Origin of the sequence: Amycolatopsis silviterrae (assembly GCF_042684085.1) — a bacterium.
Classification (GTDB): domain Bacteria; phylum Actinomycetota; class Actinomycetes; order Mycobacteriales; family Pseudonocardiaceae; genus Amycolatopsis; species Amycolatopsis silviterrae.
The window spans coordinates 559040-580567 of sequence record NZ_JBHUKS010000004.1 but is presented as its reverse complement, the minus strand read 5'-3'; the positions used below and the strand labels follow the sequence as shown (position 1 = coordinate 580567).

At 70.1% G+C, this 21528-nt stretch carries 24 protein-coding genes; 13 read left to right on the top strand and 11 right to left on the bottom strand.

The annotated features are described in order from the left end of the window. Positions 1–38: 38 nt before the first annotated feature. A complete protein-coding gene (locus ACFSVL_RS06490; protein WP_378301353.1) occupies positions 39–1064 on the top strand; it encodes an NADP-dependent oxidoreductase in 1026 nt (341 codons plus the stop codon). Here the strand turns inward: ACFSVL_RS06490 and ACFSVL_RS06485 are convergent. The 3 genes from ACFSVL_RS06485 to ACFSVL_RS06475 are packed head-to-tail and all read right to left on the bottom strand — an operon-like array spanning position 1054 to position 2561. Further along, entirely contained in the window at positions 1054–1713 is a 660-nt protein-coding gene (locus ACFSVL_RS06485) for a haloacid dehalogenase type II (RefSeq protein WP_378301351.1), read from the bottom strand. The two genes, ACFSVL_RS06490 and ACFSVL_RS06485, sit on opposite strands and share 11 nt — an antisense overlap. A 54-nt stretch (positions 1714–1767) precedes the next feature. Continuing rightward, positions 1768–2172 (bottom strand): SRPBCC domain-containing protein, encoded by a 405-nt coding sequence (locus ACFSVL_RS06480; protein ID WP_378301349.1) that lies wholly within the window; start codon positions 2170–2172, stop codon positions 1768–1770. Continuing rightward, positions 2169–2561, bottom strand: a complete 393-nt coding sequence (locus tag ACFSVL_RS06475) for a RidA family protein (protein WP_378301347.1) — start codon at positions 2559–2561, stop codon at positions 2169–2171. The genes ACFSVL_RS06480 and ACFSVL_RS06475 overlap by 4 nt, the downstream gene beginning before the upstream one ends. 62 nt (positions 2562–2623) lie before the next feature. Between ACFSVL_RS06475 and ACFSVL_RS06470 the strand changes: the two genes are divergently transcribed. Then, positions 2624–3568, top strand: coding sequence for a helix-turn-helix transcriptional regulator (locus ACFSVL_RS06470; protein ID WP_378301345.1), 945 nt, complete (start codon positions 2624–2626; stop codon positions 3566–3568). On the opposite strand, the gene ACFSVL_RS06465 is transcribed toward ACFSVL_RS06470, so the two are convergent. Continuing rightward, positions 3549–4166 carry a TetR/AcrR family transcriptional regulator gene (locus tag ACFSVL_RS06465; protein ID WP_378302002.1) on the bottom strand — a complete coding sequence of 206 codons (618 nt, stop codon included), beginning with the start codon at positions 4164–4166 and terminating at the stop codon, positions 3549–3551. The two genes, ACFSVL_RS06470 and ACFSVL_RS06465, sit on opposite strands and share 20 nt — an antisense overlap. 119 nt (positions 4167–4285) lie before the next feature. Here ACFSVL_RS06465 and ACFSVL_RS06460 point away from each other — a divergent pair, with 119 nt between their 5' ends. Then, on the top strand, positions 4286–5332 hold the full coding sequence (locus ACFSVL_RS06460; protein WP_378301343.1) for an NAD(P)-dependent alcohol dehydrogenase: 1047 nt from the start codon (positions 4286–4288) through the stop codon (positions 5330–5332). Positions 5333–5342: 10 nt separating this feature from the next. On the opposite strand, the gene purU is transcribed toward ACFSVL_RS06460, so the two are convergent. The 5 genes from purU to ACFSVL_RS06435 form a co-directional block, all read right to left on the bottom strand. Next, positions 5343–6194, bottom strand: coding sequence for a formyltetrahydrofolate deformylase (gene purU, locus ACFSVL_RS06455; RefSeq protein WP_378302000.1), 852 nt, complete (start codon positions 6192–6194; stop codon positions 5343–5345). Positions 6195–6239: 45 nt separating this feature from the next. Then, positions 6240–6824 (bottom strand): maleylpyruvate isomerase family mycothiol-dependent enzyme, encoded by a 585-nt coding sequence (locus ACFSVL_RS06450; protein ID WP_378301341.1) that lies wholly within the window; start codon positions 6822–6824, stop codon positions 6240–6242. Continuing rightward, a complete protein-coding gene (locus ACFSVL_RS06445; protein WP_378301339.1) occupies positions 6751–7548 on the bottom strand; it encodes a DedA family protein in 798 nt (265 codons plus the stop codon). The genes ACFSVL_RS06450 and ACFSVL_RS06445 overlap by 74 nt, the downstream gene beginning before the upstream one ends. A 69-nt stretch (positions 7549–7617) precedes the next feature. After that, positions 7618–8418 carry a class I SAM-dependent methyltransferase gene (locus tag ACFSVL_RS06440; RefSeq protein ID WP_378301337.1) on the bottom strand — a complete coding sequence of 267 codons (801 nt, stop codon included), beginning with the start codon at positions 8416–8418 and terminating at the stop codon, positions 7618–7620. Then, the gene (locus tag ACFSVL_RS06435; protein WP_378301336.1) at positions 8397–8897 is read right to left on the bottom strand and encodes a DUF2505 domain-containing protein; all 501 of its coding nucleotides are present in this window, start codon (positions 8895–8897) and stop codon (positions 8397–8399) included. The genes ACFSVL_RS06440 and ACFSVL_RS06435 overlap by 22 nt, the downstream gene beginning before the upstream one ends. 595 nt (positions 8898–9492) lie before the next feature. Here ACFSVL_RS06435 and ACFSVL_RS06430 point away from each other — a divergent pair. The 7 genes from ACFSVL_RS06430 (at position 9493) to ACFSVL_RS06400 (ending at position 16637) form a co-directional block, all read left to right on the top strand. Continuing rightward, a complete protein-coding gene (locus ACFSVL_RS06430) occupies positions 9493–10548 on the top strand; it encodes a UDP-N-acetylmuramate dehydrogenase (RefSeq protein ID WP_378301335.1) in 1056 nt (351 codons plus the stop codon). Between the two features lie 175 nt (positions 10549–10723). Further along, positions 10724–11911, top strand: a complete 1188-nt coding sequence (locus ACFSVL_RS06425; RefSeq protein WP_378301333.1) for a L,D-transpeptidase — start codon at positions 10724–10726, stop codon at positions 11909–11911. Positions 11912–11939: 28 nt separating this feature from the next. Beyond that, positions 11940–12764 (top strand): alpha/beta fold hydrolase, encoded by an 825-nt coding sequence (locus ACFSVL_RS06420; RefSeq protein WP_378301331.1) that lies wholly within the window; start codon positions 11940–11942, stop codon positions 12762–12764. A 13-nt stretch (positions 12765–12777) separates the two neighbouring features. Then, entirely contained in the window at positions 12778–14076 is a 1299-nt protein-coding gene (gene mshA, locus ACFSVL_RS06415) for a D-inositol-3-phosphate glycosyltransferase (protein ID WP_378301329.1), read from the top strand. Beyond that, the gene (locus tag ACFSVL_RS06410) at positions 14073–14585 is read left to right on the top strand and encodes a type III secretion system chaperone family protein (protein WP_378301327.1); all 513 of its coding nucleotides are present in this window, start codon (positions 14073–14075) and stop codon (positions 14583–14585) included. Before mshA ends, ACFSVL_RS06410 begins: the two co-directional genes overlap by 4 nt. Before the next feature lie 66 nt (positions 14586–14651). Then, a complete protein-coding gene (locus tag ACFSVL_RS06405; protein ID WP_378301325.1) occupies positions 14652–15467 on the top strand; it encodes a DUF4349 domain-containing protein in 816 nt (271 codons plus the stop codon). 420 nt (positions 15468–15887) lie between these two features. Further along, positions 15888–16637 (top strand): phosphoglyceromutase, encoded by a 750-nt coding sequence (locus ACFSVL_RS06400; protein WP_378301323.1) that lies wholly within the window; start codon positions 15888–15890, stop codon positions 16635–16637. Positions 16638–16730: 93 nt separating this feature from the next. On the opposite strand, the gene ACFSVL_RS06395 is transcribed toward ACFSVL_RS06400, so the two are convergent. Together ACFSVL_RS06395 and ACFSVL_RS06390 are read right to left on the bottom strand one after the other, a co-directional pair. Continuing rightward, complete coding sequence (locus tag ACFSVL_RS06395; protein WP_378301321.1) at positions 16731–17588, bottom strand: hypothetical protein; 858 nt, start codon at positions 17586–17588, stop codon at positions 16731–16733. Positions 17589–17638: 50 nt separating this feature from the next. Then, a complete protein-coding gene (locus ACFSVL_RS06390) occupies positions 17639–18265 on the bottom strand; it encodes a DNA-binding response regulator (protein ID WP_378301319.1) in 627 nt (208 codons plus the stop codon). A 74-nt stretch (positions 18266–18339) separates the two neighbouring features. Here ACFSVL_RS06390 and ACFSVL_RS06385 point away from each other — a divergent pair, with 74 nt between their 5' ends. The 3 genes from ACFSVL_RS06385 (at position 18340) to ACFSVL_RS06375 (ending at position 21295) form a co-directional block, all read left to right on the top strand. Next, complete coding sequence (locus tag ACFSVL_RS06385; RefSeq protein WP_378301317.1) at positions 18340–19221, top strand: aldo/keto reductase; 882 nt, start codon at positions 18340–18342, stop codon at positions 19219–19221. A 149-nt stretch (positions 19222–19370) separates the two neighbouring features. After that, positions 19371–20609: a sensor histidine kinase gene (locus ACFSVL_RS06380; protein ID WP_378301315.1), complete on the top strand. Its 1239-nt coding sequence runs from the start codon at positions 19371–19373 to the stop codon at positions 20607–20609. Further along, a complete protein-coding gene (locus tag ACFSVL_RS06375) occupies positions 20606–21295 on the top strand; it encodes a response regulator transcription factor (protein ID WP_344288160.1) in 690 nt (229 codons plus the stop codon). The genes ACFSVL_RS06380 and ACFSVL_RS06375 overlap by 4 nt, the downstream gene beginning before the upstream one ends. Positions 21296–21528 lie beyond the last annotated feature (233 nt).

The following is a 21528-nucleotide window of genomic DNA, read 5'->3' as shown; positions in this document are numbered from 1 at the left end:
CCCGCTTCAGTCCAGCTTGAACGAAACGGAGTTCGACGGTGAACGCACCCGCAACGCCTGGCAAGGCCACCGAGATCCGGCTCGCGGCCCGTCCGCACGGCGTCCCGACCATGGATAATTTCGACATCGTCGAGACCGAGGTGCCGACGCCGGAGCCCGGGCAGATCCTGGTGCGCAACGTCGTGATGAGCGTCGACCCGGCCATGCGCGGCCGGATGAACGACGTGAAGTCCTACTCGCCGCCGTTCGTGGTCGGCGAGGCCATGCAGGGCGGCGCGGTCGGCGAGGTCATCGAGTCCACTGTGGACGACTTCGCCCCCGGTGATCACGTGCTGCACCAGGCGGGCTGGCGCACGCACGCGGTGCTCGACGCCAAACGAGCGGTCAAAGTGGACGATTCGGTCGCGCCACTCTCGACCTACCTCGGCGTGCTCGGCATGCCGGGTCTGACCGCGTACGCCGGACTGCTGGTGAGCGCGGAGTTCAAGGAAGGCGACACGGTTTTCGTCTCCGGTGCGGCCGGTGCGGTCGGCTCGCTCGTCGGGCAGCTGGCGCGGCTCAAGGGCGCCAAGCGCGTCATCGGCAGCGCGGGCTCCGCGGAGAAGGTCCGGCACCTCACCGAAGACCTCGGCTTCGACGCCGCCTTCAACTACAAGGACGGACCGGTCGCCGAGCAGCTGGCCGCGGCCGCGCCCGAGGGCATCGACGTCTACTTCGACAACGTCGGCGGCGAGCACCTGGAAGCCGCGATCGCGTCGATGAACCTGCACGGCCGGATCGCCATCTGCGGCATGATCTCGCAGTACAACGCCACCGAGCCGACTCCCGCGCCGCGCAACCTGGTGCAGCTCATCGCGAAGCGGATCACCATGCGCGGCCTGCTCGTGCTCGACCACTGGGACCTCATGCAGGAGTTCGTGGCCGAGGTCGCGCCGCTCGTCGCGTCCGGGGAGATCAAGTACTCGGAGACCTTTGTGGACGGTATCCGCAACGCGCCGGAAGCCTTCCTCGGCCTGCTCAGCGGGGCCAACACCGGCAAAATGCTGGTGCGCCTCAGCTCCTGACGATCGCGTCGGCCAGCTCGGGCATCGTCGCCGCGGCGTAGGTCGCGGCGGGCAGGCCGGGCAGCGGACGGACTCCGGGACGCGTTAGCAGCGCGGTCCGGAGTCCCGCGGCCTGGGCGCCGGCGATGTCCCAGCCATGCGCGGCGATCATGACCGCCTGGCCGGGTTCGACGGCGAAGGCGCGCAGCACTTGCCGGTACGGCTCCGGTGCCGGCTTGAGCCGGCTGACCTGCTGCGCGGAGAAGATCCGGTCGAATTTCGTTGCCAGGCCAGCGTTCTGCAGCTGCGCCTCAGCGGTCGCGAGCGGCGAGTTCGTGAGTGCGACGACCTGATGCCCGGCCTGGTGCAAGCGATCCAGACCGGGCACGACGTCGGCGTGTGCGGGCAGCGAACGCAGACCGTCGCCGACTTTCGCCAGTTCGGCGTCGGTCAGTTCATGGCCGTGCCGCGCGCAAACGGCGACTGCGGCTTCTCCGGCGATCTGCGCGAAATCGCGGTACTGGCCGGTCGCGGTCACCGTGAGCACGGTGTGGATCGCGAGTGTGAACCATTCCTCGCGTGCTTCCGGGTCTCCGGTGAGCTTGGTGAACAACGGGTCGAGCGCGGTCAGGTCGAGCAGCGTCTCGTTGACGTCGAACACGCAGAGCATCGCGCCTCCTGCCGGTGAACCGCTTGTGTACCAGGGTCCTCCGTCCGTCGCGGGCTAGGCAAGGGCGTCGATCAATTCGGTGAGCACTGCCTGCCAATGGCGGCGCTGCTGCTCCCGTTCGGCCGCGTTGGCCAGCCGTTCCTGGTGGATGCGCAGCATCGCCTTGCCCGGGCCGCTGGCGCGTACGGCCAGCTGCAGGGTGGTTTCGTGCGGCCAGTCGGCTGGTCGCCAGGTGAGCCGGATCCGGTCCAGTTCGCGGAAACTGCGGGTCTCGCCGCTGATTCCGTCGGCGGTTTCGTAGCCGACGCCCGGTTCAGGGTGGACGGTCACGCCCTCGCCGAGCCAGATCGCCACACCTTCCGCAGAGGTGATGAAGTCCCACACCTCTTCGGCGGAGCGGCCGATCGTCTTCGACACCCCGATCTGCCAGCCCGCGTCCTTGGTGCGTCCGACGGTCACTGGGCCACCGCCGCGACCGCGCTGACCTCGACGAGCGCGCCCGGCACCGCGAGCCCGGCGACCCGCTGGACAGTCACCGGCGGCGTCGCGCCCGCCAGAGCCGCGGCGGCGGCCGGATAAGCCTGGGCGAGATCGACGTCCGCGACCAGCAGGATGTTCAGCATCACCACATCCTGAACGGTCGCGCCGCCAGCGGCCAGCGCGGTTTTCAGGTTCGCCATCACCCGCTCGACCTGCGCGGCGACGTCGGTGCCGCCGACGAGCCCGCCCTCGGCGTCGACGGCGTTCTGGCCGCCGACGTAGACGGTGGTCGCGCCGGGCGGGACGACCGCGACGTGGGTGAAGGCGGGGGACTGGACGAGCCCTTCGGGGCGCAGCAGCTGAGTCATAAAACGAGTATGACCAGATACCCGGTCGGATCCTGTCCTAGTTTTGCGCGAGAATCGCAGCCATGACCACCACGAGCCGTCGCCTGGAGACGCTGGCGTTGCTGCAGGCGCGTCCCGGCATCTCCGCCACCGACCTCGCGGCCCGGCTCGGCGTCACCGAACGCACCACCCGGCGCGACATCGCTCAGTTGCGCGAACTCGGCTACCGCATCGACGGCGAACCGGGCCGGATCGGCGGCTACCGGCTCGCGCACGGCACCGCGATGCCGCCGCTGCTGCTGGACGCCGACGAGGTCGCCGCGGTTTCGCTCAGCCTGCGGACGGCGGTGGCGGTCGACGGGCTGGAGACCGCCACGGTGACCGCGCTGGCCAAGCTGACCCAGGTGGTGCCGACGCGATGGCAGGCCCGGCTCACCGCGCTCGCGGACGTGGAATCGTTGCCGGGCAAGCCTTTCCGGAAAGCAGCGCGCGACACGCTGGTGCCGCTCGCGTTGGCGTGCCGGGCTGGCGAAGCGGTCCGGATCCGGCATCGGGCACTGGACGCACCGTCGGCGAAACCGGTTGATGTGCAACCACATCGACTCATTGCGGTCCGGCGGCAGTGGTATCTCGTCGCGTGTCCGCGCGGGACCACCGAATGGAAAGTCTTTGCCGTGGACCGGATCGAGGCGGTCCAGCCGCTCGGGATCAAGCTGCCCGCGCCGGAGCCACCGTCCACTGTGGCCGATCTGGTCACGGACGCGGGCTGGCGGTATCGCGTCCGGGTGCGGGTGCACACTTCCGCTGATCTGGTCCGGGAACTCGCCGACCCGAGCGTGGCCACCGTGGCCGAGGACGGCGACGAGTGCGAACTCCGCTTCGGCACCGACGATCTTGACTGGGCCGCCCGCTGGCTGGCTTACCTGGACGTGGATTTCGACGTGCTGGAACCGTCCGCGCTCACCGATCGCTTGCGTGCCTTCGGAGAATGGCTGGCCGCCCGCTACGTCACCACTCCGCCGGACTGATCTCCGGAATCCCGGCGCGGTAAGCCTCGATCACGATCCGCGCCGACCGCTGGGACTTGGCGACGACCTGCTCCACCGGGTAGCCGAGCCATTGGTAGACGCCATTGAGGTAGAAATCGCCGTAGCCGTAGGCCTGGGTGTGCAGCTGCTCCATCAGTTCCAGCGCGATGACCGGGTCCGGCGCGATCGTGAGGCAGCGCAGCAGCGACGCGCCGATCAGCTCCCGGCGGGCCTCGTGCAGTTCGCCGTACTGCGCGTCGGCTAACTCCGCGGCGAAGAACACGTGCAGCCCGATCCGGGTCTCCATCAGGAATTTGGTGTGCGCGGCGGCGACCGCGGCCAGCGCGGCCCCGTCGTCCGTTTCGGCGGCTGCGGCTTCCTCGGCGAGTTCGCGAAGCTGGCGCGCGGCGACCGTGCCGACCGCGGCCAGCAACGCCGCGCGGTCCGGGAAATGCCGGTACGGAGCGGCCGCGGAGACCTTCGCCCGCCGGGCGGCCTCGGCGACCGAGAAGCCGGTGATCCCGTTCTCCGCGATCAAGTCGAGCGAGACGCGCACGAGCTCGGCGCGCAGATTGCGGTGGTGGTACTGCGCCGCCATGCCGTGTGTCACACCCGCTCGTGGTCGTGGTGAGGAATAAGCCGCCGCCCACGCTAGTCGATGTAAGAGGGTTCTTACATCGACTTCGTTCCCGATCATCGGGACACCAGGAGGGCTTCATGACCACGACCACCTCCGCCATCGCCGCCGCGGCGCCGGGCGGACCGCTCGCGCCGACGACGATCGAGCGCCGTGACCTGCGGCCGGACGACGTGCTCATCGACATCGCGTACGCCGGGATCTGCCACAGCGACCTGCACCAGGTCCACCAGGACTGGGGGACCGCGATCTTCCCGATGGTGCCGGGCCACGAGATCGCCGGCGTCGTCGCCGCGGTCGGCTCGGACGTCACGAAGTACCAGGTCGGCGACCGCGTCGGGGTCGGCTGCATGGTCGATTCCTGCGGCGAGTGCGAGTACTGCCGGGCCGGGTCCGAGCAGTTCTGCGTCAAGGGCAACATCCAGACGTACAACGGGGTCGGCTTCGACGGCGAGAACACCTACGGCGGATACAGCCGCCAGATCGTGGTGAAGGACGCGTTCGTCTGCCGCATCCCGGAAGGCATCTCGCTGGACGTCGCCGCGCCGCTGCTGTGCGCGGGCATCACCACCTACTCGCCGCTGCGCCGCTGGGGCGCGGGACCGGGCAAGAAGGTCGCCGTCGTCGGGCTCGGCGGGCTCGGGCACATGGCGGTCAAGCTGGCCGTCGCGATGGGCGCGGACGTCACCGTGCTCAGCCAGAGCCTCAAGAAGCAGGAAGACGGCCTCCGGCTCGGCGCGAAGGACTACTTCGCGACCAGCGACGAGTCGACCTTCGAGACGCTCGCCGGGCGGTTCGACGTCATCCTCAACACCGTCTCGGCGAAGCTGCCGGTCGACTCCTACCTCAGCCTGCTGCGCGTCGGCGGCGCGATGGTGAACGTCGGCGCGCCAGGGGAACCGTTGGAGTACAACGTGTTCTCCCTGCTCGGCGGCAACCGCGTGCTGGCCGGTTCGATGATCGGCGGCATCGCGGAGACGCAGGAGATGCTCGACTTCTGCGCTGAGCACGGCGTCGGCGCGGAGATCGAGACGATCAGCGCGGACCAGGTGAACGAGGCGTACGCGCGGGTCGAGAACAGCGACGTGCGCTACCGCTTCGTGATCGACACCTCGACGATCGGCTGACGCTCGCGTGTTAGAGCACCATGGTTCGGTTGCCGTGCACCAGGACCCGGCCTTCGAGGTGCCAGCGCAACCCACGCGCGAGGGTCACCTTCTCGATGTCCCGGCCCTTGCGCACCATGTCCTGCACCGAATCACCGTGGTCGACGCGGATCACGTCCTGCTCGACGATCGGCCCGGCGTCCAGGTCGGCGGTGACGTAGTGGCAGGTCGCGCCCACGAGCTTCACGCCGCGGGTGTGCGCCTGGTGGTACGGCTTCGCGCCGATGAACGACGGCAGGAAGCTGTGGTGGATGTTCAGCGCCCGCCCGGCCCACGCCGCGCACAGCTCCGCGGGCAGCACCTGCATGAACCGCGCCAGCACGATCGCGTGCGGGTCGTGCGCGTCGACCAGTTCGCGGACCTTGGCGAACGCGGCCGCCTTGCCGTCCGGGTCGCCGGCCGGGAACGGCACGTGGTGGAACGGGATCCCGTGCGCGCGGGTGATGTCCGCGAGCGAGTCGTGGTTGCCGATCACCGCGGCAATGTCGACGTCCAGCTCCCCGGAGGCGACCCGGCCGAGCAGGTCGTACAGGCAGTGTCCGGCCTTCGACACCAGCACCACCGCGCGCGGGCGCTCGCCGGTGTCGCGCACCTGCCAGCTCGACTCGGCGGACAGCTCGTTCGCCACCGCGCCGAACCGCTCGCGCAGTCCCGCGGCGTCGAACGGCAGCGAGTCGGCGCGCACGACCTGGCGGGTGAAGAACCAGCCCGAGTCAGGGTCGGTGTGATACGCCGCCTCGACGATCATTCCGCCGTGGTCGGCGAGGAAGCCCGAGATGCGGGCGATGATGCCGGTGCGGTCGGGGCAGCCGAAGGTGAGCACGTAACGCTGGGGATCTGACACCCGCCCATTCTCACCGGCCGCTGGTCAGGGCGCTGCGAGGGGCTCCAGAAGGGTGGCGTCGCCGACTTTCTCCGCGCTGTTCGGACGGCCCCACAACGCGCGGTAGACGTCGTCGGCCGGGCCGGTGAGCGTGAGGTCCGGGGTGCCTTCGCCCAGCGTCGGCGGCTGGTCGGGATGCAGCAGGACGGTCCACTTCCGCGTGCCGGTGCTGGCTTGGACCACCCCGGCGCGACCACTCGGCTGGCCGCGGCGCGGGGTCAGGAAGGCGAGGAACTCGTCGATGCCGTCCTCGGCGAATTCCGGGCGGTACTGGGTGTCCGGCGGCGTGGGCAGCGCACTTTCCGCGTCGAGCCGGTGGATGGCGAACTCGTGCGCGAGCCGGCGCGTCCAGTCTCCGACGGTGATCGGGCCGCCGTGCGGGAACGGCGATCGCAGCGAGGTGTCCGCCGGGCGGCGCAGGGCTTCGCGCACGGCCATGCGTTCGCCGTCCCAGCGGCCGAGCGCGTCCTCCCACGACTCCGCTGCGGGGCGCGGCTCAGCTTTCCGGTCGGTGATCGCCGCAACCACGTACGAGAGCACCGTCGTCAGGTGTGTCACCAGGTCCTGCACTGTCCACTCCGGACAGTTCCGGACCGGTGCGGCCGGGCCCGCGGCCAGCGTCGCGGTCTTGATCCGGTCCCCGTGGATGTCGATCGCCTCCAGCAGGCGTGGCGCGTCCATGTGCCGACCGTAGCCTGCGCACGCGCACCCGGCGGCCGAATTCGATGAGTGCCACCAGCAGCAGGCCGAGCAGGAACGACAGCAGCAGGCCGTACACCGGACGGTCGGCGAACGCGGTGCCGCCGACGAGCCCGATCAGTGCGCTGTAGACCGACCAGAGCGCCGCGCCGAGGGCGTCGAGCGGCACGAACCGGCGCAGCGGATAGCCGAGGCTGCCGTTGGCCAGTGCGCTCGCGACGCGGCCGCCGGGCAGGTAGCGGGCAGCGATGATCAGCAGCGGAGCTTGCCTGCGGACTTGGTCGCGAGCCCATTCGTAGCGCTGCCGTCCGGACGGTCCGCGCTGCAGCCAGGCGACCGCGCGCGGCCCGGCGGCATGGCCGACGGCGTAGCCGAGACAGTCGCCTGCCCAGGCCCCGACGGCGGACACGACGACCAGCAGCGCGAGCCGTTCGAAGTCCGGTCCGATCAGGACGGCGACGGTCACCACGGTCGTTTCGCTCGGCATGAACGGGAGCAGCGCGTCCAGTCCGGCGATCGCGAACACGAGCACCCACAGCCAGGGCGAGCCGAGCGTGCCCCGGATCAGCTCGGTGACGTGTTCCAGCAGTTCCACCCGCTCATCGTCAGCACTGAAGGTCACCACCGGGTGACCCAGCGGGGTGATCGTGGTGAACAGGTGGGTTCAGCGCGGCGCGACGCTCTCCCAGGCCACGGTCAGCTCGCCGAGGCGGCGCCGGTCCGGATTGCCGATCACCGGCCAGCCGCGGTCGGCGAGCATCGCGACCGCGGTGGTCCAGCGGGCGCGCACGCCGAACGAGCGGTGCGGGGCCGCCGCTGCCCAGCATTCGTCCAAAGTGGACATCAGGGCGTGCACGCGTTCGCCGGGAACGTTGCGGTGGATGAGGATCTTCGGCAGCCGTTCGGCCACTGTGGACGGACGGTCGAGCCCGGCGAGCCGGAGCGAGAGGGTGAGCGTGCGCGGCCCGTCCGCCCCGACCGCGACCCAGGTGACCAGCCTGCCGATCTCGTCGCAGGTGCCCTCGACCAGCAGCCCGTCCGGCGGCATCGCGTCGAGCATCAGCTGCCACGCGCCGGGAACCTCGTCCTCGGCGTACTGCCGCAGCACGTTGAACGCGCGCACCAGGACCGGCCGCGTCCCGGCCAGCTCAAAGCCGCCGCGCCGGAAGTCGAGCCGGGGCGGGTCGGCGGCGGGCCGCGCGGCGGCGACGCGCTCCGGGTCGAGTTCGAGCCCGAGCACCCGGACGTCCGGCCGCACCCGCGTCAGCCAGCGGGCCAGTTCCACGGTCGTGACCGGCGACGCTCCGTAGCCGAGATCGACGACAAGGGGACTCTCGCCGCGCCGCAACAGCCGGGTGACGCCCGGATCGCTCGCGAGCCAGCGGTCGACCCGGCGCAACCGGTTGGGATTGGTGGTGCCCCTGGTCGGGGCTCCCACCGGGGTCAGGCGTGCTCGGCCAGCCACTGCGCGGTGAACTCGTCCTCGTGCCGGAGCAGGTTGACCACCTGCTCGGAGACGAACTCCTCGATCCGGCCGCCGAACAGCGGGATCCGGACGACGACCTCGCCGGTGGTGCGGAGCAGGACCTTGCCGTCCTTCGCGGTGAGGTAGGTCGAGGCGCCGATCTCGCCGGGTACGCCGCCTACGTTGACGTCGGACCGGCCGGTGTACTCATCGCCGGACCGCTTCCAGGTCTGGGTGCGGTTGACGATGATGTCGCCCTTGTGCAGCGCCCGGACGGCTTGCGGGAGTTTGGCCGCCTTGATGCCGTGCTGGAGTTCGTAGCGGACTGAGTCGCCTTCGGCGGTGTAGGAGAGGAGCTTGGCGTCGTCGCCGCCCAGTGCTTCGAGGCGGGCGCGCAGTGCTTCCTCGCCGGCCAGTGCGGTGAAGACGTTTTCGAGCGAGCCGGTGAATTCGCCTCGGTGCTCGATCCTGGATCCCATGAAACGGACAGTACCGGGCGGGTGCTGGTGCGCCGTGGAAAGAGGTGGCGCGTGGGGCACCCCGAAGCCCGATTGTGCTGACGGGCGGTGGGTGCTTGTCAAGGCGGGAAAGATGCCTTGACAAGCACCCACCGAGCGCAGGGAGGCTTCGTATCGGGGTGCGGGGGTGGGTCTGGGTGCCTCGCTGGTTTGGGTGCATCGGTGGCGGTTTTGGTGGGGGCGGGGCTTGCGCCCCAATGTGGCGTTGGTTGCGTCAGACGCAACCAACGCCACATTGGGTGCGTGGGACGCACCGAACGCCACATTGGGTGTGTCGGCGGCGCTGCGGGTGCGTTTGAAGCGCGTCTGCCCAGGTCGGGGAGGTCGAGTTGACTGCTGCCAGTCGCGGGGCGGTCGGCGGGGGCGAGGTTGCGGTCTGTGAGGGACCCCTTGAGGGAATCAGATTCCCTCAAGGGGTCCCTCACAGACGTGCGAACTCGTTCATCTGGGTGCCAATCGGGCATTTCGGCAAGGTTGGGGTCCGGTATGGACAGTCGGTCCGCGGAGGTGGGGAGCCGTGCGAGGGGCTGGCGGTGCGGCAGTACCGTCAATCTCCGTGGACACCGCTGAAACGCCTGGCCCGGTTCGCCTCGCCGACTTCACCACCCTCCGCCTCGGAGGGCCGGTGCGCCGGTTCGTCACCGCGGTCACCGCCGCCGAACTCGTCTCCGCCGTGCGCGACGCCGACGACGCAGGTGAGCCCGTCCTGCTGCTCGGCGGCGGATCGAACCTCGTCGTCGGCGACGAAGGCTTCGACGGCACCCTCGTGCGGATCGCGAACACCGGCTGGACCCGTGACGGCGACCTCGTCGAGGTGGCCGCCGGGCAGGAGTGGGACGCGTTCGTCTCCGCGCTGGTGGACGAAAAGCTCGGCGGGCTCGAATGTCTCTCCGGCATCCCGGGGTCGGTCGGGGCGACGCCGATCCAGAACGTCGGGGCGTACGGCGGCGAGGTGGCCGAGTCGATCGTCTCCGTCGAGTTGTACGACCGGGTCGCCAAGGAGGTGCGCACGGTCAAGGCCGACGAACTCGGCTTCGCCTACCGCACCAGCATCCTCAAGGGCACCGATCGCGGCGTGGTGCTCAGCGTGCGGTTCCGGATCGACCCGAGTGGGCAGTCCGCGCCCATCCGGTATGCGGAGCTGGCGCGCACGCTGGGTGTCGAAATCGACGCGAAAGTACCCGCCGCGCAGGCGAGGGAAGCGGTGCTCGGGTTGCGGCGCGGCAAGGGCATGGTGCTCGACCCGGCTGATCACGACACCTGGAGCGCGGGCTCGTTCTTCACCAACCCGATCGTCCCCGAGGGAGAAGCTCCGGCGGTGCTGAGCCGGATCGCGGAGTCGACCGAGGGGAAGATCCCGCAGTACCCGGCGAACGACGGGGTGAAGCTGTCCGCCGCATGGCTGATCGAGCGGGCCGGCTTCGGCAAGGGACATCCTGGGCCCGGCGGGCGGGTTTCCCTGTCCACCAAGCACACTCTGGCGCTCACCAACCGCGGTGCCGCCAGCACGGGTGACCTGCTTGCGCTGGCTCGCGAGGTTCGCGACGGTGTGGAGAGCAGGTTCGGCGTGCGGCTGCGGCCCGAACCGCTGTTGATCAACTGTTCGCTCTGAGGATCCCGGGGGTAACCCGAGTGAGCCAATCGACAGGAAACGGCAGCAACCGGGCGCCGGGTGAAACGTCTTGCGGGATGGAGTGGAATTTCCGGTCCGCAGGTAACGTCGAGTCGCTCACCGGCGCTGATGTGCGTGGGAGATGCCGGTGCGGGGGACAAGTGGAGGTAAGACCGTGATCGAGCGCCGTACGGTGTTCAAGGTCGTCGCCGCGGCGAGTGCGGCCGCGCTGGCCGCAGCGTGCTCGGGCGGCAGCAACGACGGCACCGCGGTGCCGCAGGGCGGGAGTGGCGACAACGGCGGCCAGCCGGTCGCCCCGGTGGCGAAGCTCACCGCGACCCCGGCCGTCGGGGCCAAGGACGCGAGCGTGCGCGAGCCGGTGGTGGTGAAGGTCACCGAAGGCAAGCTCACCGAGGTCAAGCTGACCAACGAGGGCGGCGACGAGATCAAGGGCGAAATCGCCTCGGACGGCCTGTCCTGGACCAGTTCGGAACCGCTCGGCTACGGCAAGACCTACAACTACACGGCCAAGGCGACCGGCACCGACCAGCGGCCTGCCGAGCTGAAGGGGTCGTTCGCCACGGTCAGCCCGGCCAAGACGGTGCGCGCCACGCTGAACCCTGGCGACGACGCCGAGGTGGGCGTCGCGATGCCGATCAGCGTGAAGTTCAACGGAGCCGCGCCGAAGGACCGGGCCGCGGTGGAGAAGGCGCTGAAGGTCAAGACCAGCTCGGACGTCCAGGGCTCGTGGGCCTGGCTGTCGGCGAACCAGGTGGACTGGCGGCCCAAGGAGTACTGGCCTGCCAACACGACCGTCGAGGTCGAGGCCAACCTGTACGGCGTTGACCTCGGCGGGGGCGTCTACGTGAAGTCGGACGTCAGCACCAAGTTCAAGATCGGCCGCAACCAGGTGGTCAAGATCCACACGCCGGACCACGTGATGAAGGTCTACCGCGGCGGTGCGGAGAGCGCGAGCTACCCGTGCTCCAACGGGCTGGACTCGGACGTCCAGCGCAACACCCCGAACGGCACCTTCATCATCATGTCGAAGGAGCCGCACGCGGTGTTCGACAACGCGCGCTACGGCTACACCAACGTCAACAAGAAGTGGGCCTGCCGGTTCTCCAACCACGGCGAGTTCATCCACGAGAACCAGGACAACGCGGCCGCGATCGGCAAGACGAACAACTCGCACGGCTGCGTCAACCTGCTCGAGGCCGACGCCAAGCGCTACTTCGACTCGGCGATGATCGGCGACCCGGTCGAGGTCACCGGCTCGAAGCTGAGCAGCCCGACCAACTCCGACGTCAAGGACTGGTTCTACGACTGGCCGACCTGGAAGTCGCTCTCGGCCGCGAAGTGATCCACTGGCCGTCTGCTAACAAGTAGCAGTGAACACTGAGGTAACCGGGGCCGGCGGCGTGCGGATCGCACTGCGCGTCGAAGGCCCGGAGAACGCGCGTCCGATCGTTTTCGTGCACGGCTGGGCCCAGTCCGCCGCGGCCTGGTCCGCTCAGCTGGCCGACCCGGCGCTGAACGAGCGGTTCCGGCTCGTCGCGATGGACCTGCGCGGGCACGGCGGCTCCGACGTCCCGTCCGGCGGCTACGACGATCCGGCGCAGTGGGCGGGCGACCTCGCCGCGGTGCTCGACTTCGCCGGTCCGGACGCGATCGTCGTCGGCTGGTCCTACGGCGGGCTGGTGATCGCGGACTACCTGCGCGAGCACGGCACCGCACGGCTCGGCGGCATTGTGCTGGTCGGCGCGATCACCGAGATCGGCCGCAAGCGCGAAGGCGGCGCGACCGGGCCGGTCATGCGGGCCGCGCTCCCCGGGGCGTTGTCGGAAGACGCTGAGGTGGCGATCCCCGCGCTGGTCGAGTTCACCCGGGCGCAGGCCAGCCCGAAGGTGCCCGGCGCGTACGCACAGGCCATGCTCGGCAGCTCGCTTTCGGTGCCGCCCGCGGTGCGCGGCGCGCTGTTCCGGCGGGACATCGGCAGTGCTGACGTGCTCGCCGCGGTCGACAAACCGACGCTCGTGGTGCACGGATCGGCGGACGGCGTCGTGGTTCCTTCGGCGGCAGAGTATTCGGCCGGGAAGATTCCGGGGGCGGTCCTGCGTTGGTTCGTTGAGGCCGGGCATCTGCCGTTCGTCGAGGAGCCGGAGGACTTCAACTCCGAGCTGCGGCGGTTCGCCGGGGACGCAGCAGCCGAGTAGCAGGAGTGACTAGGTGACCCTCAAGGGATTCATCGCCGAACCGCGCCGGATCGCGGTCTTGTCCGTGCACACCTCCCCGCTCGAGCAGCCGGGCACCGGCGACGCGGGCGGGATGAACGTGTACGTGAGCCAGACCGCGCAGGAGATGGCGCGGCGCGGTGTCGAGGTCGAGGTCTTCACCCGGGCGACGTCGTCGGACCAGCCGCCGCTGGCCGAGCTGGCGCCCGGGGTCACGGTGCGGCACGTGCCCGCCGGTCCGTTCGAGCCGCTGGCGCGCGACGAGCTGCCCGCGCAGCTGTGCGCGTTCACCTCGGGCGTGCTGCGCGCGGAGGCGTTTCACGAGCCGGGCTACTACGACCTGATCCACTCGCACTACTGGCTGTCCGGCCAGGTGGGCTGGCTGGCAAGGGACCGGTGGGGCGTACCGCTGGTGCACACCGCGCACACGCTGGCCAAGGTCAAGAACGCGCTGCTGGCCGATGGCGACAAGCCCGAGCCGCGCACACGGGTGATGGGCGAGGAGCAGGTGGTCGCCGAGGCGGACTGTCTCGTCGCGAACACCCAGGTCGAGGCCCGGCAGCTGGTCGACCTCTACGGGGCCGCCACCCATGCGGTGCACGCGGTGCCGCCGGGCGTGGACCTCGAACGGTTCACGCCCGGCTCGCAGATGGACGCGCGTCGCGAGCTGAACCTGTCGCCGGACGCGGTCGTGCTCGCCTTCGCCGGCCGGATCCAGCCGCTCAAGGCACCGGACGTCCTGCTGCACGCGGCGGCGGAAATGCTGCGGCGACGGCCGGAGCTGGCGTCGCGGCTGGTGGTTCTGGTGGTCGGTGGCCCGTCCGGGACCGGGTTGGAGCAGCCGCAGGCGTTGCGTGAGCTGGCGGTGTCGCTGGGCATCGCCGAGCAGGTGCGCTTCCTGCCGCCGCAGGGCGGGCTGAAGCTGCGCACGGTGTTCCGCGCGGCCGACGTGGTCGCGGTGCCGAGCTACAACGAATCCTTCGGGTTGGTCGCGCTCGAAGCGCAGGCGTGCGGTACGCCAGTGGTGGCGGCCGAGGTCGGCGGGCTGCCGGTCGCGGTGCCGCACGGCGTGTCCGGGCTGCTGGTTCCGTCGCACGGCGCGGCGGAATGGGCCGACGCGCTCGCCGCCGTCGCGCTGCGTCCGGACCGGCGGGCCGAGCTGGCGTCCAACGCGGTCCGGCACGCGCAGCGGTTTTCCTGGCGGCGCACCACGGATTCCCTGCTGGACATCTATGCTCAGGCGACCATGGCGTTCCGGCAGGCGCTGGAACTGCGGGCGGAGGTGGCAGTGTGAGCCTTGACGCGACTATCAAGTCCACTTTGGACTCAAGTGGGCTCAAATACGACCGTCGCGGCGAAGGCCGTTATTTCGTGACGTTGCCGGGAACCAAGAAGCTGCAGACCAACTGCTGGCTCGTGGACGGCGACCACGCGTTCTCGGTGGAGGCGTTCGTGTGCCGCCGTCCGGACGAGCGGCACGAGGACGTGTACCGATTCCTGTTGCAGCGCAACGCCCGGCTCTACGGCGTGCACTACACAGTGGACAGCATGGGCGACATCTACCTGGTCGGCCGCTTCGGCAAGGAAACGGTGACCGAGTCCGAACTGGACAAGATCCTCGGCCAGGTGCTGGAGGCCGCCGACGGCGATTTCAACCCGCTGCTGGAAATCGGGTTCGCCACGTCGATCAAGCGCGAATGGGAGTGGCGGGTCTCGCGCGGCGAATCGCTCGCGAACCTGCAGGCGTTCAAACACCTCGCCGAACCCGCCGACGGCCACGAACCGGGGTTGACCGAGTCGTAACCGAGTCCGTGCAACGGCTTCGCCCGGTCGTTTCGTCTCACCGCCAACGACTGGAGGGAGACGGGAATGCGGACTCGATGGAGATACGCGCTCGCCGGCGCCGCGGTGTTTCTGCTGGCCGGATGCAGCGGCAACAGCGCGGAGTCGGCGAGGTCGGCGGTCGCGCCCGCACAGCAGCAGGGCGCGGTGCCGAAGCAGGACAACGCGCAGGCCCCGATGCCCGCGCCCGGCGCGACCGATCGCAAGCTGGCGCGCAGCGCACGGCTGGAACTGACCACCCCGAAGACGGATGACGTCGTGTCCCGGGCGCGAGCGATCGCGACCGGCGCGGGCGGCTACCCCGGGCAGGAGAGCGCGACGGACGAGTCGGCGTCGCTGACCCTGTCGGTGCCCGCGGAGAAACTCGACGGCGTGCTCGACCAGCTCGGCGGGCTCGGCCAGGTGAAGCGGCGGGAGATCAGCGCGCAGGACGTGACCGCGCAGGTGGTCGACGTGGACGCGCGGCTGGCGACTCAGCGGGCGAGCGTCGACCGGATTCGCGCGCTGCTGGCGAAGGCGCAGTCGGTGTCCGAGATCGCGTCCGTCGAGAGCGAGCTGACCAGCAGGCAGGCCACGCTGGAGTCGCTGGAGCGGCAGCAGAAGTCGCTGGCCGGACAGGTCGCGATGGCGACCGTCTCGTTGTCGGTGACGAAGCAGGACGCGCCGGCGGAGGCGGGCGGCTTCCTGTCCGGGCTGGCTGGGGGATGGGACGCGTTCGTCGCGTTCTGCGGCGGGCTGGTGCGGGTGCTTGGCGTGCTGCTGCCGTTCTTGGTGGCGTTCGGGATTCCGGCTGCCGCACTGGTGTGGTGGTTCCGGCGGCGTCGGACCAGGCCCGCGGAGTGAGGGGCTGGCGGAACGGCTCGAGGGAGGGGGGAGTCGCGATCTCGAGCCGTCCCGCTGCATGTCCCGCCTGCTGGACCCGGTGACGAGGGGGATGCCAACGGGGCCGGCGGGCCGCGGCTCGGCAGGGGGGAGACGAGCCGCGGTCACTGCCCGTGATCAGCCGGGAGTGCGTGGAATCCGGCTGAGCGGGACATGCCCAACCTGTCAGATGTCGACCAGTAATCACAAGACTACTGGTTACTCCGTTCGAGTGAACTTTGCTGGCGGGGATAACAGCGTGCAGCGTCTTGCACTCTTTGGCCTGGTTGTCGGCAACCCGCCTGCGCGTCGGGTGAAGGTGTTACTGCCGGGTAACGCACTCTCGGTAGAGGGGTGGACGCACTACGGGCAGCGTTCGCGCGCTCTGGCAGGCTGGTGGCCATGGCCGAACTTGGGACCCTGGTGCTGCTGCGGCACGGACAGAGCACGTGGAACGCGGAAAACCTGTTCACCGGCTGGGTGGACGTGCCCCTTTCGGAGACCGGCGAGCGCGAGGCCCGGCAAGGCGGGCAGCTGCTCGCGGAGTCGGGGCTGCTGCCGGACGTGGTGCACACGTCGCTGCTGCGCCGGGCGATCAGCACGGCGAACATCGCCCTCGACGCCGCCGACCGGCACTGGATCCCGGTCAAGCGCGACTGGCGGCTCAACGAGCGGCACTACGGCGCGCTGCAGGGCAAGAACAAGAAGCAGACGCTGGACGAGTTCGGCGAGGAGCAGTTCATGCTCTGGCGCCGCTCGTACGACACGCCGCCGCCCGCGATCGACCCGAAGGACGAGTTCAGCCAGTCCGGCGACGCGCGCTACGCCGGCCTCGGCGACCAGGCCCCGCTGACGGAATGCCTGAAGGACGTCGTGGGCCGGCTGCTGCCGTACTGGGAGTCGGCGATCGTCCCCGACCTGCGGGCAGGCCGCACCGTGCTGGTGGCCGCGCACGGCAACTCGCTGCGCGCGCTGGTGAAGCACCTCGACGGGATCTCCGACGACGCCATCGCCGCGCTGAACATCCCGACCGGGATCCCGCTGCGCTACGACCTGACGGCGGACCTCAAGCCGGTCAAGGCGGGCGGCGAGTACCTGGACCCGGAGGCGGCCAAGGACGCCGCCGCCGCGGTGGCGAACCAGGGGCGCTGAGGCTCCCGGGCTGACTGACTGCCGCCCGCTTGGGGGTCGTGAGTGCTTATCGCGGTTAGAACCGGGATTGCCACTCACGACCCGGTGCGGCGCTCACGAGTTGCCGACGGAGATCGCCTTCATGCCCGACACCTTCCATTCGCTGCCCTGCCGGACGAGGTCGAGGTGGACCGGGAGCCGGTTCTCGCCTGCCTGTTGCTGGCCGCCGCTCGTGGTCAGCACGGCGGCCAGCAGGGCTGACGCGTGCGTGCCGTCGGGGCTGATCTGGGTCAGCGCGGCCGTCGAATCCGGGCCGTACGTCGCCTTCTTTCCGGTCTGCTTGATCCGGTCGACCGTCTCCTCGCGACTCTTCCGGAACTCCGTCAGCAGCGGTTCAGCGGCCACGTTTTCCCAGGCCGCGTAATTGCGGTCGATGTTCTGCGGGTCGACGGTCATCAGGATCCCGCCGTCGCGCCGGGCCGCGTCGACTGCCGAATCCCTTGTCGCGGCAAGGCCTTTCGCCGGGGCGGCACCCGTCGTCATCGGGCCGCGCGGGTCGAAGTTCAGGTCTTGCAGCTGCCAGCGCCCGTTCGTCCGGACCGCGGTGACCAGCATCAGCGCGCCGGCCTGGTTGGCGGCTCCGTCGGGGCGCTGGCTGTGCTGCGCGGCGGCCACCAGCATCCGCGCGTGGTCGGGCGTCAGCTCGGCCAAACCGGTTTCCATCACCTGCGTTTGCGTGGTGACCGGCTCGGTCCGGACCTCGGCGAACGTCTTGTCGAACTGTGCGCGCGCCGCGCCGGTGAGGTACTCCTGCTCGGTTTTCGCGACCTCGTCCGGCTTCGTGGAGTCATAGCTGAACGCGGACTCCACCGCCTTTTTGATGCCGGACACCGCTTCGCTGGTCGCCTTGGCGTCCACATAGGCCACATTCGCGGGAGCAGGAGGCGCGGACGGGGCAGGCGGAGCGGACACAGCTCCACTGCAACCGGCGGTGAGCAGGGCGGCGGCGAGGACAGCGCGCCTCACAGCAGGCCCGCCTCCCGCGCGAGAGCACCCGCTTGGAACCGCGACGTCGCACCCAGTACATCCATCAATTCGGCCACCCGCCGACGGTACGTCCGCAGCCCGACGCCCATCTCCCGGGCCGCCTTTTCGTCGGTGGAGCCGGAAGACAGCAGGTCGAGCAGCTGCGGCGTGTACTGCCGCAGCTCGGCGAACCGCGTCTCGTACGCCTCCAGCGCGGTCGACGAGCGCCACGCGACCTCGAACAGCGACGAAATGCCGCGCACCAGGTCCGGTTTGGTCACGACGCTGTAGCCGGGACCGGCGGCGAGGATCGCGATGCGGCCGTCGAGCAGGATCGTCTCGTTGATCTCGTGGTCGCTGATCCGGACTTCCGCGCCGAGCCGATGCAGCGTCCGCAGGTGCTCGGCGCCGGCCGGGTCGAGCAGCACGCGCGACAGGTAGACCTTCCGGATCCGCAGCTTCCGCTGTTTCGGCAGCTCGTCGGCGAACTTCTGCATCGCGGACCAGGTGTGCAGGTCGTTCGCGGCGCAGGCGAACTCGTCGGCGCCGGCCAGCAGATGTCCGGCGCGGCTGACCAGTTCGCGTTCGTCGCGCAGGTTCGCGACGTCCTCGGCTCGGGGCACGTCATCCAGTCTCCTGCGTTGGCAGCTTGCTGCCAAACACAGCGCCGGGACCGGCCGGGAAGCAGGCTGGAGCCATGACCGAAACGACACTTCCCGCCGCTGCCGCGGGCACCTGGCAGCTCGGCTCCCGCACCGTCAACCGGCTTGGCTTCGGCTCGATGCGGCTCGGCGGCTCGCTCGACCCGAACGCGCCGCTCGACGCCGACCGCGCGATTTCGGTGCTGCGCCGGGCTGTGGAACTGGGCGTGAACCATCTCGACACCGCGGCGTTCTACCGCGGCACCAGCTGGTCGGCCAACGAGCTGATCAAGGCCGCGCTCGCCCCGTTCGGCGACGACCTCGTGCTCACCACCAAGGTCGGGCCGGCGCGCGACGAATCCGGCCAGTTCCTGCCGTTCGCCCGTCCCGACGAGCTGCGCGGCCAGGTCGAGCAGAACCTGCGCGAACTCGGCCGCGACCACATCGACGTGGTCAACCTACGTATCGGCACCGGCCTCGACCGCGGCACCGGCTCGCTCGCCGAGCACTTCGGCGCGCTGGCCGACCTGCGTACCGAAGGGCTGATCGGCGAGCTGGGAATCTCGAACGTCGGCGCGGAACACCTCGCCGAGGCGCAGGCGATCGCGCCGGTGGTGTGCGTGCAGAACCAGTACGGCCTGTCCGCCCGCCGCGAGGACGACGAACTGCTGCGGCTGTGCGGCGAGCAAGGTGTGGCGTTCGTGCCGTTCTTCGCGGTCGCGAGTGGCGCGAGTGGACAGTCCGGCGAGCGGGTCGCCGAGGTCGCGCGCCGGCACGGCGTATCGGGCGCTCAGGTGCGGCTGGTGTGGACGCTCGCGCAGGGTCCGCACGTGCTGGCGATCCCCGGAACGAGCGACCCCGCGCATCTGGAGCAGAACGTCGCCGCGGCGGCGCTCAAGCTGACCGACGAGGACCTCGCGACGCTCGACGCAGACTGATCGCCAGCGCGTCGATCCGGCCGGAACATCTCGAACGGGTGAACAGGGCCTGACCCCGAGGCAAATATGTCCCCCTCAGGTGTCACTCGCCTCACGACAGGGCTTCCAGGACTAGGCCGGAAGGCTACCGGGATGCTTACGATTCCCCCGTGACCACGCCTGTTGCCCTGCTGACGGCCATCGGCGCTCTTGTCGTCGGCGCGGTCGCCGGTTTCCTCGCGGCCAGGGCCCGCGCCCGGCGCGAGGCGGCCCGCCCGACCGGCCCCACCGTCGCCGAACTGCTCGAACGACTGATTCGTTCGAGCAACAGCGGCATCATCGTGCTCAACCGGTTCGGCGACCTCGTGCTGCACAACCCGCGGGCCTACGACCTCGGCCTGGTCCGGGTGAACCAGGCCGATCCGAGGGCGCGCAAGGCCGCCGAGCAGGTGGTCGAGACCGACGAGCCGATGGAAGTCGACCTCTCGCCGCTGGAAAGCCGCGGCCGCCGCCAGCCGGAGGCAGTGCTCGGCGAGGTCCGGCCGCTCGGCGACGGGTTCACCGTCGTCGAGGCCGTCGACCACTCCGAGGCCATCCGGCTGGAGGCGGTCCGCCGCGACTTCGTGGCCAACGTCAGCCACGAGCTGAAGACCCCGGTCGGCGCGATCGCGCTGCTCACCGAGGCCGTGCTGGACGCCGCCGAGGACGTCGAGGAGGTGCGCCGCTTCGGCGGCAAGATCCTGCGCGAATCCACCCGCCTGGGCCAGCTCGTCACCGAACTCATCGCGCTGTCCCGCCTCCAGGGCGCCGAACGGCTGCCGGACCTCAACGTGGTCGAGGTCGACGCCGTCGTGCGCGAGGCGCTCGGGCGCACCACGCTGTCCGCGGAATCCGCCGACATCACCATCACCACCGACGCGGCAAGCGGCCTGCTCATCGAGGGCGACCGGACGCTGCTGGTCACCGCGCTGTCGAACCTGCTGGAGAACGCGGTCGCGTACTCGTCGGCGGGCAGCCCGGTGTCGATCTCGCGCCGGCTCGCCGACGGCATGGTCGAGATCGCGGTGACCGACCGCGGCATCGGCATCGCCGAGGACGAGCAGCAGCGCGTGTTCGAGCGCTTCTACCGCGCGGACAAGGCGCGTTCCCGTGCCACCGGCGGCACCGGCCTCGGACTGGCGATCGTGAAACACGTCGCGGCCAACCACGGCGGTTCGGTCGGCCTGTGGAGCCGTCCCGGCACCGGGTCGACCTTCACCCTGCGCATCCCCGCGCACGTGCGCACCGAACCGGCCGACACCGCGCGCAAAGCCGTGCCCGCGCGGCCGGACAAGACCCCCGAGCGGACACCCCGGCTCGTGGCAACCGGGCAGGAAGTCTCCAGCCCAGACCATGGAGGAAACCTGTGACGAGGGTTCTCATAGTCGAGGACGAAGAGTCCTTCGCCGACCCGCTCGCCTTCTTGCTGCGCAAGGAAGGCTTCACCGCGGCGGTGGCCGTGACCGGCCAGCAGGCGCTGGAGGAGTTCGACCGCAACGGCGCGGACATCGTGCTGCTCGACCTGATGCTGCCCGGGATGAGCGGCACCGACGTCTGCAAGCAGCTGCGGCAGCGGTCCGCGGTGCCGGTGATCATGGTGACCGCGCGCGACAGCGAGATCGACAAGGTCGTCGGCCTCGAACTCGGCGCCGACGACTACGTGACCAAGCCCTACTCGGCGCGCGAGCTGATCGCGCGGGTGCGCGCGGTGCTGCGCCGCGGCGGCGAGCCGGGCACCGACGGCGAACTCGCGCCGCTGGTGCTCTCGGCCGGACCGGTGCGGATGGACGTCGAACGGCACGTGGTGACGGTCGACGGCGGCGAGGTTTCGCTGCCGCTCAAGGAGTTCGACCTGCTGGAGTACCTGCTGCGCAACGTCGGCCGGGTGCTCACCCGCGGCCAGCTGATCGACCGGGTGTGGGGCGCGGACTACGTCGGCGACACCAAGACCCTTGACGTCCACGTGAAGCGGCTCCGCTCGAAGATCGAGCCGGACCCGGGTTCGCCGCGGCACCTGGTGACCGTGCGCGGGCTCGGCTACAAGTTCGAGACCTGATCAGGCACCCGGTCCGTGAAGGACTCCTTGCGGGAATCTAGGTCCAATGCCGGGGACTTAAGGCGGGCGCTGCGGGTGCCGTTTGAGGCTCGTCTTGCGGTGGCAGGGGCTGGCCAGGGCCGGTGCCGCTCGTGGCGGGCTGGTGCGGGTTTGGTCGTCCGTGAGGGGAACCCTGAGGGACTCTGATTCCCTCAGGGTTCCCCTCACGGACCGCCGGAGAACCGGGCGGCCAC